Annotated in this window: 8 protein-coding genes; all 8 read right to left on the bottom strand. The window is 68.4% G+C overall.

Annotated elements, in window-relative coordinates:
- Positions 1-97: 97 nt before the first annotated feature.
- Complete coding sequence (gene tuf, locus JQN84_RS07685) at positions 98-1291, bottom strand: elongation factor Tu (protein ID WP_204924855.1); 1194 nt, start codon at positions 1289-1291, stop codon at positions 98-100.
- 220 nt (positions 1292-1511) lie between these two features.
- Entirely contained in the window at positions 1512-3608 is a 2097-nt protein-coding gene (gene fusA / locus JQN84_RS07680; protein ID WP_204924854.1) for an elongation factor G, read from the bottom strand.
- A 75-nt stretch (positions 3609-3683) separates the two neighbouring features.
- Positions 3684-4154 (bottom strand): 30S ribosomal protein S7, encoded by a 471-nt coding sequence (rpsG, locus tag JQN84_RS07675; protein ID WP_088647009.1) that lies wholly within the window; start codon positions 4152-4154, stop codon positions 3684-3686.
- A 1-nt stretch (position 4155) separates the two neighbouring features.
- Positions 4156-4530 carry a 30S ribosomal protein S12 gene (rpsL, locus tag JQN84_RS07670; protein ID WP_007465318.1) on the bottom strand — a complete coding sequence of 125 codons (375 nt, stop codon included), beginning with the start codon at positions 4528-4530 and terminating at the stop codon, positions 4156-4158.
- 475 nt (positions 4531-5005) lie between these two features.
- Positions 5006-5377, bottom strand: a complete 372-nt coding sequence (locus JQN84_RS07665) for a DUF4190 domain-containing protein (protein WP_145923052.1) — start codon at positions 5375-5377, stop codon at positions 5006-5008.
- A gap of 620 nt (positions 5378-5997) precedes the next feature.
- The gene (locus JQN84_RS07660) at positions 5998-6366 is read right to left on the bottom strand and encodes a hypothetical protein (RefSeq protein ID WP_204957692.1); all 369 of its coding nucleotides are present in this window, start codon (positions 6364-6366) and stop codon (positions 5998-6000) included.
- A gap of 112 nt (positions 6367-6478) precedes the next feature.
- A complete protein-coding gene (locus JQN84_RS07655) occupies positions 6479-10369 on the bottom strand; it encodes a DNA-directed RNA polymerase subunit beta' (protein ID WP_088644796.1) in 3891 nt (1296 codons plus the stop codon).
- Between the two features lie 81 nt (positions 10370-10450).
- A complete protein-coding gene (gene rpoB, locus JQN84_RS07650; protein ID WP_204957691.1) occupies positions 10451-13882 on the bottom strand; it encodes a DNA-directed RNA polymerase subunit beta in 3432 nt (1143 codons plus the stop codon).
- Positions 13883-14183 lie beyond the last annotated feature (301 nt).

Raw genomic sequence — 14183 nt, 5'->3', positions numbered from 1 at the left:
GGTCCAGCTTTCGCCGGACACGGGCGACTAACCGTCGTTACGCAACCTGACTAGTATGCCGCACGACCGGCGGCGACGCTAATCGGGGTTACCTGGGTCACTTGATGATCTTGGTGACGCGACCCGCGCCGACCGTACGACCACCCTCGCGGATCGCGAACTTGAGGTTGTCCTCCATCGCGATGGGCTGGATGAGCTTGACGGCCATCGTGGTGTTGTCGCCCGGCATGACCATCTCGGTGCCCTCGGGGAGGGTGACGACACCGGTGACGTCGGTGGTGCGGAAGTAGAACTGCGGGCGGTAGTTCTGGAAGAACGGGGTGTGCCGGCCGCCCTCCTCCTTGGAGAGGATGTAGACCGTCGCCTCGAACTCCGTGTGCGGGGTGCTGGTGCCCGGCTTGACGACCACCATGCCGCGCTCGACGTCCTCGCGCTTGATGCCACGCAGCAGCAGACCGACGTTCTCGCCCGCGCGGGCCTCGTCGAGCAGCTTGCGGAACATCTCGATGCCGGTGCAGACCGTCTTCTGCGACTTCTCGCGGATGCCGACGATCTCCACCTCCTCGTTCGGCTTGAGGATGCCGCGCTCGGCGCGACCGGTGACGACGGTGCCACGACCGGTGATCGTGAAGACGTCCTCGATCGGCATCAGGAACGGCTTCTCGGTCTCCCGCTCGGGCTGCGGGATCGCGGTGTCGACCGCGTTCATCAGCTCCAGCAGGCGGCCGGTCCACTCGGGGTCACCCTCGAGGGCCTTCAGCGCCGAGACCCGGACGACCGGCAGGTCGTCACCCGGGTACTCCTGCGCCGAGAGCAGCTCGCGGACCTCGAGCTCGACGAGCTCCAGGAGTTCCTCGTCGTCGACCATGTCGCTCTTGTTGAGCGCCACGACGATGTACGGCACACCGACCTGACGGGCCAGCAGCACGTGCTCGCGGGTCTGCGGCATCGGGCCGTCGGTCGCGGCGACCACCAGGATCGCGCCGTCCATCTGCGCGGCACCGGTGATCATGTTCTTGATGTAGTCGGCGTGCCCGGGGCAGTCGACGTGCGCGTAGTGCCGCGCCTCGGTCTGGTACTCGACGTGTGCGATCGAGATCGTGATACCGCGGGCCTTCTCCTCCGGCGCCTTGTCGATCTCGTCGAACGGCGTGTACGGGTTGAGGTCCGGGTACTGGTCGTGCAGGACCTTCGTGATGGCCGCCGTCAGCGTCGTCTTACCGTGGTCGATGTGACCAATGGTGCCGATGTTGACGTGCGGCTTAGTCCGCTCGAACTTCGCCTTCGCCACTGGTGTCCTCCTGTGGACTTCTTGGTTCTTCTCGCCCCGGCGCGCCGGACGGCGCTTAGGACTCTGTCGACAGCCTTTCCGGCCTGCGGCCGGAGAGCTTGGTGGGTTCTGCGGCGATGAAGCCTACAGGCCCGGATTCACACAACCCGACCGAGGTGGTCGCGGGCGGGACTCCCGTCCGCGACCGGCCCCGGCTCACCGGATCAGCAGCAGGTGAGCGTCACTCACCCGTCGCCTTGGCGATGATCTCCTTCGCCACGCTCTGCGGCACCTCGGCGTAGGAGTCGAACTGCATGCTGTAGCTTGCCCGGCCCTGGGTCTTCGACCGCAGGTCGCCGACGTAGCCGAACATCTCCGACAACGGCACCAGGGCCCTCACGATGCGGGCGCCGCTGCGCTCCTCCATCGCCTGGATGATGCCACGGCGGGAGTTGAGGTCGCCGATGACGTCACCCATGTTCTCCTCGGGAGTGGTGACCTCAACGGCCATCATCGGTTCGAGGAGCGCGGGGTCGGCCTTGCGGGCCGCCTCCTTCATCACCATCGAGCCGGCGATCTTGAATGCCATTTCGGACGAGTCGACCTCGTGGTACTGGCCATCCAGCAGGGTCAGCTTGACACCGACCAGCGGGAAGCCCGCCAGGATGCCGTACTGCATGGCGTCCTGCGCACCGGCGTCCACCGACGGGATGAACTCCCGGGGGATGCGGCCACCGGTGACGGCGTTGGCGAACTCGTAGGTCGGCGACTCGTTGTCCAGCGGCAGCGGCTCGATGCTCACGATGACGCGGGCGTACTGGCCGGAGCCACCGGTCTGCTTCTTGTGGGTGTACTCGATCTTGTCCACCTTGCGGCGGATCGTCTCGCGGTACGCCACCTGCGGCTTGCCGATGTTCGCCTCGACGTTGAACTCGCGGCGCATCCGGTCGACCAGGATGTCCAGGTGCAGCTCGCCCATGCCGGCGATGACCGTCTGACCGGTCTCCTCGTCCAGCTTGACGCGGAAGGTCGGGTCCTCCTCGGCCAGCCGCTGGATGGCGGTGCTGAGCTTCTCCTGGTCGGCCTTGGTCTTCGGCTCGATCGCCACCTCGATGACCGGCTCGGGGAAGGTCATCGACTCCAGGATGACCGGGTTCGCCGGGTCGCAGAGGGTGTCACCGGTGGTGGTCTGCTTGAGACCCTGCACCGCGATGATGTCGCCAGCCTGGGCCGAGCCGCGCTCTTCCCGCTTGTTGGCGTGCATCTGGTAGATCTTGCCGATCCGCTCCTTGCGGTCCTTGGTGGAGTTCACCACCTGGTTACCGGTCTCGACCACGCCGGAGTAGACCCGGACGTAGGTGAGCTTGCCGAGGTGCTTGTCGGTCTGGATCTTGAAGGCCAGGCCGGAGAAGGGCTCCGCCTTCGACGGCTTACGCTGCAACGGCGTCTCGCCGTCGGTCGCGGTGCCCTCGATGGCAGGCACGTCCAGCGGCGACGGCAGGAAGTCGACCACGGCGTCGAGCATGGGCTGCACGCCCTTGTTCTTGAACGCCGAGCCGCACAGCACCGGGTTGGCCTTGCTGGCGATGGTGGCCCGCCGGATGGCGGCCTTGATCTCCTCGACGGAGATCTCCTCGCCCTCCAGGTACTTCTCCATCACCGCGTCGTCGACGTCGGCCAGGGTCTCCATCAGCTTCTCGCGCCACTCGGCCGCGGAGTCGGCCAGGTCGGCCGGGATCTCCTCGATGGCGTAGTCCTCACCCTTCTGGGTCTCCCCGCGCCAGGTGAGGGCGCGCATGCCGATCAGGTCGACGACACCGATGTGGTCGCCCTCGAGCCCGATCGGGATCTGGAGCACCAGCGGGGTGGCGTTGAGCCGGTCGATCATCATCTGGACGCAGCGGAAGAAGTCCGCGCCCGTACGGTCGAGCTTGTTGACGAAGCACATCCGCGGGACGTGGTACTTGTCGGCCTGCCGCCAGACGTTCTCCGTCTGCGGCTCCACGCCGGCCACGCCGTCGTAGACCGCGACCGCACCGTCCAGCACCCGCAACGACCGCTCGACCTCGACCGTGAAGTCGACGTGACCGGGCGTGTCGATGATCTGGATCGTGTGGCCCTTCCACTCACACTTGGTGGCAGCGGAGGTGATGGTGATACCACGCTCCTGCTCCTGCTCCATCCAGTCCATGACGGCAGCGCCCTCGTGGACCTCACCGATCTTGTAGGTGATACCGGTGTAGAACAGGATCCGCTCGGTGGTCGTGGTCTTACCGGCATCGATGTGCGCCATGATGCCGATGTTGCGTACGTTGGCGAGCGCGTCTGCGGCGGCCACTTCAATCCCTACTTATCGTCGTCTCGACTCGACCGGTGGCGGTTCCGGCGCCGGTCCGGCGCCGGAACCAGGCTGTTACCAGCGGTAGTGCGCGAAGGCCTTGTTGGACTCCGCCATCTTGTGGGTGTCCTCGCGCCGCTTGACGGCGGCGCCCAGACCGTTGCTCGCGTCGAGCAGCTCGTTCATCAGCCGCTCGACCATGGTCTTCTCGCGGCGGGCCTTGGAGTACGTGACCAGCCAGCGCAGACCGAGGGTGGTCGCCCGGGCCGGACGGACCTCGACCGGCACCTGGTAGGTGGCGCCACCGACCCGGCGGCTGCGCACCTCCAGGGTCGGCTTGACGTTGTCCATCGCGCGCTTGAGGGTGACGACCGGGTCGGTGCCGCTCTTCTCGCGGCAGCCCTCCAGGGCGGCGTACACGATGCGCTCGGCGAGCTGCCGCTTGCCGCGCATCAGGATCTTGTTGACCAGCTGGGTGACCAGCGGCGAGTTGTACACCGGGTCAGCGACCAGCGGCTTCCGCGGAGCGGGTCCCTTACGCGGCATGTCAGCTCTTCTCCTTCTTCGCGCCGTACCGGCTGCGCGCCTGCTTGCGGTTGCGGACACCCTGGGTGTCCAGCGAGCCGCGGACGATCTTGTAACGCACGCCGGGGAGGTCCTTCACCCGGCCGCCGCGAACGAGCACGATCGAGTGCTCCTGAAGGTTGTGACCCACGCCCGGGATGTAGGCGGTCACCTCGATCTGGCTGCTGAGCTTGACACGCGCGACCTTGCGGAGCGCCGAGTTCGGCTTCTTGGGGGTGGTGGTGTACACGCGGGTGCACACACCGCGCCGCTGAGGGGATCCCTTCAGCGCCGGGGTCTTGGTCTTGGTCGTCTTGGCCTGGCGGCCCTTTCGGACCAGCTGCTGAATGGTGGGCACCGGGTTTCTCCGCTCCCTTCGGCCGCGTCACGCGACCGCGCCGTCTGCTCGTTAGCCGACCTGGTGGCCGACTCTCCTACATTCCGACCGGGTCCGCCTCGCGGCGGTCCCGGTACCCGCGGTCGGGTGTGTCGCCCGGTTCGCGGTCCCGGTGCCGTCGCTCGCGCGGGTGGCACCGGCTTCTGTCACCGGCGCGTGGTCGTCCGCCCGCCGGGTCCTGTGGACTGTGTCGTACGGCCGCTCGATCTCCGGATCAATCCGGATCCCGCGCACGCACGAGTCGCCCGGGCATGCCCGGGCGCAAGGGGAAAGAGTACCTACCACAGCCTCGCAGGTCAAAACGGGCTGGTCCGCCGGGTCTCAGAACTCCGTCGGTCGCGCCGTGCGCCCTGCCTGCTCGCCCGTGACGGGCCCCTAGGCTGTCCAGTGTACCGGCTGCCGTGCGCTGCAGCCCGTCACCCCCGGGCGACGGGGGTCACGCCAACTGCACCAGCAACGCCAGCCCCAGGCCCAGCAGGCTGAGCACCAGCCCCACCCCGCCGCAGCTGATCCCGGCCGTCGCCAGGCCCCGACCGGTGAACCGCACCGCCGGTGGTGGCGCGGCCCGGCGGATCTGCCGGCGGGCCAGCAGCCCGGCGACGATCGCCGCCGTACCGGCCAGCACCCCCGGCACGGTGAACGCGCCGGCCGCCCAGGCGCCGCCGAGCTGCGCTCCCCCGACGCCGAAGCAGATCACCAGGAACGACACCAGGATCGACCCGATGCCGGCGATCAACGAGCCCACCGCCGGCCCGGAGGTGACCGCCGGCACGTCCAGGTGCACCACCCCGAAGGGGGTGCCGGGCACGGCGTCGACCCGCTTGGGTGCGCGCGGGGCCTCCGGCGGCGGTGGTGGCAGCGGCCCCGGTCCGTGCCCCGACGGCGTCGGCCAGCCCGTCCCGGCCGCCGGCTGACCCGGGTACGCCCCGGCCGCGCCCGTCTCGGGATACGCCCCACCCGGGCCGGGATACGGCGACGGACCCGGATACGAGGACGGCCCGCCACCCGACGGTGCCCCACCGCCGAACGGCCCACCACCGAACGGCCCACCACCGAACGGCACAGCGCTGGCCGGCCCGCCACCCGATGGTGTGCCGCCGGCCCCGGACATCGGCGGCGGGGCGTACCCGAGGGGGGTGGCCTCCGGCGGGATGCCGGCGCCGTGCACCGGGCCGGGCTCGGACGGCGCACCCCACGGGCCGGCGGCCCACGGGTCGGGCGGGCGGGTCGTCCCGGCGTCGGTGCCGGGCGCGGCCGGCTCCGGGGAGCCGACGGGCGGTCCGCCCGGGTCGCCTCCCGACGGCGACGCCGGTTCCGTCACGGGGTCCTCCTGTCGCGATCTGGGTCCACCGTCACGCGACGGACACCGGCCAGGCTACCGCCGCCGCGCACCGCGGGTGCCCCCTGCCGGATCATCACCCCGACGGGTCAGTCAACGTTCGGGGCGAAGTCCTGCCCGTACGGGGACCCGGCCAGCCGGACCACGCCGATCACCACCAGCGTCACCACCGCGACCGCGACCAGCACCAGGCCCGCCCAGGCCAACCGCTCCCCCCGCCGCAGCCAGGCCGCGCCGGTGAGGAACCCACCAGAGGCGTACGCCTCCCGGCGGGCCTGCCGGGCCAACTGGAGGGCGATCGTGGCGGGCACCACCCCGCCGACGAAGATCCCGGTCAACGCCCCGATCAACCCGAGCGCGAAGACGGCCCGGGCCTTGGTGGCGCGGACCGGGTCCGGGTCGAGCGGATGACGTGGTGGCTGGTGCGCCAACGGCAGCGGCCCCGCAGCGGTCGTCATGCCCACCATCATGCCCGCCCTCCGGCCGTACCTGACACTTCCCGCCGGCACCGGCCCCGTGACGAGGAAGGCCCCCGGCGCGACGCCGGGGGCCTTCCTCGTCAACTGGTGCTCAGCGGTACGACCCGAAGTCGAAGTCGTCAAGCGGAACCGCCTGGCCGCTGGCCGGCCCGAAGCCGTAGTCGGTCTCCGGGTAGCCGGTCATCGAGTAGACCTTGGCCTTCGCCTCCTCGGTCGGCTCGACCCGGACGTTGCGGTACTTGCTGATGCCGGTACCGGCCGGGATGAGCTTACCGATGATCACGTTCTCCTTGAGGCCGACCAGCGAGTCGCTGCGCGAGTTGATCGCCGCGTCGGTCAGCACCCGGGTGGTCTCCTGGAAGGAGGCCGCCGAGAGCCAGGAGTCGGTGGCCAGCGAGGCCTTGGTGATACCCATCAGCACCGGACGACCGGCGGCGGGCTCGCCACCCTCGCCGACGAGCCGGCGGTTCTCCGACTCGAACAGCGCCCGGTCGACCAGCACACCCGGCAGGAACTCGGTCGAGCCGGAGTCGATGACCGTCACCCGCTTGAGCATCTGGCGGATGATGATCTCGATGTGCTTGTCGTGGATGAGCACACCCTGCGAGCGGTAGACCTCCTGGACCTCCTGGGTCAGGTGGACCTGGACCGCGCGCGGGCCGAGGATGCGCAGCAGCTCGTGCGGGTCGATGGTGCCCTCGGTGAGCTTCTCGCCGACCTCGACGTGGTCCCCGTCGTGGGTCCGCAGCCGGACCCGCTTGGAGATCTTGTCGTAGACGATCTCGTCGCTGCCGTCGTCCGGCACCACGATGATCTTCCGGGACCGCTCGCCGTCCTCGATCCGGATCCGGCCCGGGGTGTCGGCGATGGGCGCCTTGCCCTTCGGGATACGCGCCTCGAAGATCTCCTGGACACGCGGCAGACCCTGGGTGATGTCCTCACCCGCGACACCACCGGTGTGGAAGGTACGCATCGTCAGCTGGGTGCCCGGCTCACCGATCGACTGGGCGGCGATGATGCCGACCGCCTCGCCGACGTCCACGGTCTTGCCGGTCGGCAGCGAGCGGCCGTAGCACGCACCGCAGACGCCCAGCTTCGACTCGCAGGTGAGCACGCTGCGCACCCGGACCGTCTCCACCCCGGCGGCGACGATCTTGTCGACCCCGATGGAGTTGATGTCCTGACCCCGGTGGGCCACCACGGTGCCGTCCGGCCCCTTGATGTCGTCGGCCAGGGTACGGGCGTGCACGCTGGTCTCGGCGTGCTCGTGGACGACCAGCCGGCCACCCTCCAGACGCTCGCCGATCTGCATCGGGATCGCCCGGTCGGTGCCGCAGTCCTCCTCGCGGATGATGACGTCCTGCGAGACGTCCACCAGACGACGGGTCAGGTAACCCGAGTCGGCGGTACGCAGCGCGGTGTCCGCCAGACCCTTACGGGCACCGTGCGTGGAGATGAAGTACTCCAGCACGGACAGACCCTCCCGGTACGACGCCTTGATGGGTCGCGGGATGATCTCGCCCTTCGGGTTGGCCACCAGACCACGGATCGCCGCGATCTGCCGGAGCTGGAGCAGGTTACCGCGGGCGCCCGAGTTGATCATCTTCCACAGCGGGTTCTCCTGCGGCAGCGCGGTGTCCATCTCCTTGGCGACCTCGTTGGTCGCCTTGGTCCAGATCTCGATGAGTTCGCCGCGACGCTCCTCGGCGGTCATCAGACCACGCTGGTACTGCTTGTCGATCCGGTCGGCTTCCTTCTCGTACCGCTCCAGGATCTCCCGCTTGCGCGGCGGAGCGATGACGTCCTCCATGCCGATGGTGACGCCGGACCAGGTGGCCCAGTGGAAACCGGCCTCCTTGAGCCCGTCCAGGGTGGCGGCCAGCGCCACCTTGGGGAAACGCTCCGCGAGGTCGTTGACGATCGCGGAGAGCTGGCCCTTGCGGATCTCGTAGTTCACGAAGCGGTAGCCCTGCGGCAGCGTCTCGTTGAACAGGACCCGGCCGAGCGTGGTCTCCACGGTCAGCGGCTCACCCTCGACCCAGCCCTCCGGGGCCACCCAGGGCTCCGCGCCGTTGCCGTTGTCGACACCGATCACGTCCCGCAGCCGGATCTTGACCGGGGTCTGCAGGTGCAGCTCGCCCGCGTCGAAGGCCATCCGCGCCTCGGCGTCCGAGCTGAACGCCCGGCCCTCGCCGATCCCACCCGGGGTCAGGTGGGTGAGGTGGTAGAGACCGATGACCATGTCCTGGGTGGGCATGGTGACCGGCTTGCCGTCGGCCGGCTTGAGGATGTTGTTCGACGACAGCATCAGGATCCGCGCCTCGGCCTGGGCCTCGGCCGACAGCGGCACGTGCACCGCCATCTGGTCACCGTCGAAGTCGGCGTTGAACGCGGTGCAGACCAGCGGGTGGATCTGGATCGCCTTGCCCTCGACCAGCTGCGGCTCGAAGGCCTGGATGCCCAGGCGGTGCAGCGTCGGCGCGCGGTTGAGCAGCACCGGGTGCTCGCCGATGACCTCTTCCAGCACGTCCCACACGACCGGGCGCTGCCGCTCGACCATCCGCTTGGCGGACTTGATGTTCTGCGCGTGGTTGAGGTCGACCAGCCGCTTCATCACGAACGGCTTGAACAGCTCCAGCGCCATCTGCTTGGGCAGGCCGCACTGGTGCAGCTTCAGCTTGGGGCCGACCACGATGACCGAACGGCCGGAGTAGTCGACGCGCTTGCCGAGCAGGTTCTGCCGGAACCGGCCCTGCTTGCCCTTGAGCATGTCGGACAGCGACTTGAGCGGGCGGTTACCCGGGCCGGTGACCGGCCGGCCACGACGGCCGTTGTCGAACAGCGCGTCGACGGCCTCCTGGAGCATCCGCTTCTCGTTGTTGACGATGATCTCGGGCGCGCCGAGGTCGATCAGCCGCTTGAGCCGGTTGTTCCGGTTGATCACCCGGCGGTACAGGTCGTTCAGGTCGGAGGTCGCGAAGCGGCCACCGTCGAGCTGCACCATCGGGCGCAGGTCCGGCGGGATGACCGGGACGCAGTCCAGCACCATGCCCAGCGGCGAGTTGCGGGTGTTCAGGAACGCCGCGACGACCTTCAGCCGCTTGAGCGCGCGGATCTTGCGCTGGCCCTTGCCGGAGCGGATGGTCTCGCGGAGGTTCTCAGCCTCGGCGTCGAGGTCCATGTTCTGGACCAGCGCCTTGATCGCCTCGGCACCCATACCACCGGTGAAGTACTCGCCGAACCGGTCACGCAGCTCGCGGTAGAGCAGCTCGTCGGTGACCAGCTGCTTGGAGTCGAGCTTGCGGAACGTGTCGAGGACCTCGTCGAGGCGGTCGATCTCGCGCTGGGCCCGGTCGCGGATCTGGCGCATCTCGCGCTCTCCGCCCTCCTTGACCTTGCGCCGGACGTCCGCCTTGGCGCCCTCGGCCTCCAGCTCGGCCAGGTCGGCCTCCAGCTTGGCGGCCCGCTTCTCGATCTCCGAGTCGCGGCTGTTCTCGGACTGCCGCTTCTCGGCGAGGATCTCGTTCTCGATCGTCGAGAGGTCACGGTGACGCGCCTCGGCGTCCACGCTCGTCACGACGTACGAGGCGAAGTAGATGATCTTTTCGAGGTCCTTGGGGGCGAGGTCCAGCAGGTAGCCCAGCCGGCTCGGCACGCCCTTGAAGTACCAGATGTGGGTCACCGGAGCAGCCAGCTCGATGTGCCCCATCCGCTCACGACGGACCTTGGAGCGGGTCACCTCGACGCCGCAGCGCTCACAGATGATGCCCTTGAACCGGACCCGCTTGTACTTGCCGCAGTAGCACTCCCAGTCCCGCTGAGGACCGAAGATCTTCTCGCAGAAGAGCCCGTCCTTCTCCGGCTTGAGGGTGCGGTAGTTGATCGTCTCAGGCTTCTTGACCTCACCGTGCGACCACTGGCGGATGTCGTCCGCGGTCGCGAGGCCGATGCGCAGCTCGTCGAAGAAGTTGACGTCGAGCACTATGTCCCCTATGTCGTCGTCTTTACAGCTAGATCACGGGCGGGGTCGGGAGCCGGACAGCCGGCCCCCGACCCGCACCACTTACACCTCTTCGACCGAGCTCGGCTCGCGCCGGGACAGGTCGATGCCCAGCTCCTCCGCGGCCCGGAACACCTCGTCGTCGGTCTCGCGCATCTCCAGGGCCACCCCGTCGCTGCTGAGCACCTCGACGTTCAGGCACAGCGACTGGAGCTCCTTGAGCAACACCTTGAACGACTCCGGGATGCCCGGCTCCGGGATGTTCTCGCCCTTGACGATCGCCTCGTAGACCTTGACCCGGCCCAGGACGTCGTCGGACTTGATCGTCAGCAGTTCCTGCAGGGCGTAGGCGGCGCCGTACGCCTGCATCGCCCAGCACTCCATCTCACCGAAGCGCTGGCCACCGAACTGCGCCTTACCACCCAGCGGCTGCTGCGTGATCATCGAGTACGGACCGGTCGACCGGGCGTGGATCTTGTCGTCGACCAGGTGGTTGAGCTTCAGGATGTAGATGTAGCCGACCGCGATCGGGTCGGGCAGCGGCTCGCCGGAACGACCGTCGAACAGCTGCGCCTTGCCGGAGGAACCGATCAGCTGCTTGCCGTCCCGGTTGGGCAGGGTCGACGCGAGCAGACCGGAGATCTCCTCCTCGCGGGCACCGTCGAAGACCGGCGTGGCCACGTTGGTGTCCGGCTCGGACTCGTGCGCCTCGATCGAGCGGAGCTGACGCTTCCACTCGGTGTCGTCGCCGTCCACGCTCCAGCCGGTCTTGGCCACCCACCCGAGGTGGGTCTCCAGGACCTGGCCGATGTTCATCCGGGACGGCACACCCAGCGGGTTCAGCACGATGTCGACCGGGGTGCCGTCCTCCAGGAACGGCATGTCCTCGATCGGCAGGATCTTCGAGATGACACCCTTGTTGCCGTGCCGGCCGGCGAGCTTGTCGCCGTCCTGGATCTTGCGCTTCTGGGCGACGTACACCCGGACCAGCTCGTTGACGCCCGGCGGCAGTTCGTCGCCGTCCTCGCGGGAGAAGGTCCGCACCCCGATGACCGTGCCGGTCTCGCCGTGCGGCACCTTCAGCGAGGTGTCCCGGACCTCCCGGGCCTTCTCACCGAAGATCGCCCGCAGCAGCCGCTCCTCCGGGGTCAGCTCGGTCTCGCCCTTCGGCGTGACCTTGCCGACCAGGATGTCGCCGGGGACGACCTCGGCGCCGATCCGGATGATGCCGCGCTCGTCGAGGTCGGCGAGCATCTCCTCGCTGACGTTCGGGATGTCCCGGGTGATCTCCTCCGGGCCGAGCTTGGTGTCCCGGGCGTCGACCTCGTGCTCCTCGATGTGGATCGAGGTGAGCACGTCCTGCTGCACGAGGCGCTGCGACAGGATGATCGCGTCCTCGTAGTTGTGGCCCTCCCAGCACATGAACGCGACCAGCAGGTTGCGTCCGAGCGCCATCTCGCCCTCGTCGGTGCACGGACCGTCGGCGATGACCTGGCCGGCCTCGACGCGGTCGCCCTCGAAGACGACAGGCTTCTGGTTGACGCAGGAGCCGGCGTTGGAGCGGCGGAACTTGTGCAGCAGGTACGTCCGGCGGTGGCCGTCGTCCTGGTGGATGGTGATGTAGTCGGCGCAGAGATCCTCGATCACGCCACCGACCTCGGCCACCACCACGTCACCGGCGTCGACCGCGGCGCGGTATTCCATACCGGTGCCGACCAGCGGCGACTCCGCCTTGACCAGCGGCACCGCCTGGCGCTGCATGTTGGCGCCCATCAGCGCGCGGTTGGCGTCGTCGTGCTCCAGGAACGGGATCATCGCGGTCGCGACCGAGGTCATCTGCCGCGGCGACACGTCCATGTAGTCGACGGCGCCGGGGACCACGTCCTCGGTCTCGCCACCCTTACGGCGACACAGCACCCGGTCCTCGGCGAACGTGCCGTCGGACTTGAGCGGCGCGTTGGCCTGGGCCTTGACGAACCGGTCCTCTTCGTCCGCGGTCAGGTAGTCGATCTGGTCGGTGACCCGACCCTCGACGACCTTCCGGTACGGCGTCTCGATGAAGCCGAACGGGTTGACCCGGGCGAAGGTGGACAGCGCGCCGATCAGGCCGATGTTCGGGCCTTCCGGCGTCTCGATCGGGCACATCCGGCCGTAGTGGGACGGGTGCACGTCGCGGACCTCGAAGCCGGCCCGCTCCCGGGACAGACCACCCGGGCCGAGCGCGCTCAGCCGCCGCCGGTGGGTCAGGCCCGCCAGCGGGTTGGTCTGGTCCATGAACTGGGACAGCTGGGACGTACCGAAGAACTCCTTGATCGCCGCCACCACCGGGCGGATGTTGATCAGGGTCTGCGGCGTGATCGCCTCGACGTCCTGCGTGGTCATCCGCTCACGGACGACCCGCTCCATCCGGGAGAGACCCACCCGGACCTGGTTCTGGATCAGCTCGCCCACGGTACGCAGGCGACGGTTGCCGAAGTGGTCGATGTCGTCGGCCTCGTAGCCGTCCTCACCGGCGTGCAGCCGGCAGAGGTACTCCACGGTGGCGACGACGTCGTCCTCGGTGAGCGTGCCGGTGGTGATCGGCACGTCGAGTTCGAGCTTCTTGTTGAACTTGTACCGACCGACCTTGGCGACGTCGTACCGCTTCGGGTTGAAGAAGAGGTTGTCGAGCAGGGTCTGGGCGTTCTCGCGGGTCGGCGGCTCGCCAGGGCGGAGCTTGCGGTAGATGTCGAGCAGGGCCTCGTCCTGGCCGGCGATGTGGTCCTTTTCGAGCGTGGTCATCATCAGCTCGGACCAGCCGAACTTCTCGCGGATCTGCTCGGCGGACCAACCGATGGCCTTGAGCAGGACCGTGACGGCCTGCCGGCGCTTGCGGTCGATGCGGACGCCGACCGTGTCGCGCTTGTCGATGTCGAACTCCAGCCAGGCACCCCGGCTGGGGATGACCTTGACGCTGGAGAGGTCGCGGTCGGAGGTCTTGTCCGGCTGCTTGTCGAAGTAGACGCCCGGGGACCGGACGAGCTGGCTGACCACGACGCGCTCGGTGCCGTTGATGATGAACGTGCCCTTGGGCGTCATCATCGGGAAGTCACCCATGAACACCGTCTGGCTCTTGATCTCGCCGGTGGTGTTGTTGGTGAACTCCGCCGTCACGAACAGCGGGGCGCAGTAGGTCAGGTCCTTCTCCTTGCACTCCTCGATCGAGGCCTTGACCTCGTCGAAGCGCGGTGCCGAGAAGGACAGCGACATGGTGCCGGAAAAGTCCTCAATGGGACTGATCTCGTCGAGGATTTCCGCGAGACCCGAGCGTGCGTGCGGGTCGTCCGCCGACCGGCCCTGCCAAGCCTCGTTGCCGACGAGCCAGTCGAAGGACTCGTTCTGGATGGCGAGGAGGTTGGGGACCTCGAGGTGTTCGGTGATCCTGCCGAAAGAAACTCGGCGGGGCGCGAAAGCGCTCGACGTACGACTGGTCTTCGCAGGGCGGGAAGCTGCCAAGATGCGTCCTTCCGAGGACCGGTGCTGCAGAACGGCTGGTACGCGTGCACTCCAATGACCCCACCAGAAATATCCGTAACCGGACATTTCCGAGCAGGGGTCAAGTCGGAAGGCAGCGCAAACTAGCAGTGTAGCCGAGAGGCTAACCGCTGTCCAGCCCATCCCGCAGGTCGTCGCGGAACGCGCCACGGGACCCCGGAGAACGGGGTCACACCGGGCCGCTCGGAACACGACGTTCCTGTCGGACCGCCCGGTGGAGCGGCTGCTGGTGCTGCCGCAGCCATTACCCGGGAGGGGGCCG

Source organism: Micromonospora humidisoli (genome assembly GCF_016900955.1).
GTDB classification, from domain to species: Bacteria; Actinomycetota; Actinomycetes; order Mycobacteriales; family Micromonosporaceae; genus Micromonospora; species Micromonospora wenchangensis.
The sequence above is the reverse complement of the archived record's forward strand: the minus strand, read 5'-3'. Positions and strand labels throughout refer to the sequence as shown.

Bases quoted from the DNA above. Each gene is read 5' to 3' on its own strand.
- rpsG (WP_088647009.1), bottom strand. From the start codon at position 4,154: ATGCCGCGTAAGGGACCCGCTCCGCGGAAGCCGCTGGTCGCTGACCCG.
- JQN84_RS07660 (WP_204957692.1), bottom strand. From the start codon at position 6,366: ATGACGACCGCTGCGGGGCCGCTGCCGTTGGCGCACCAGCCACCACGT.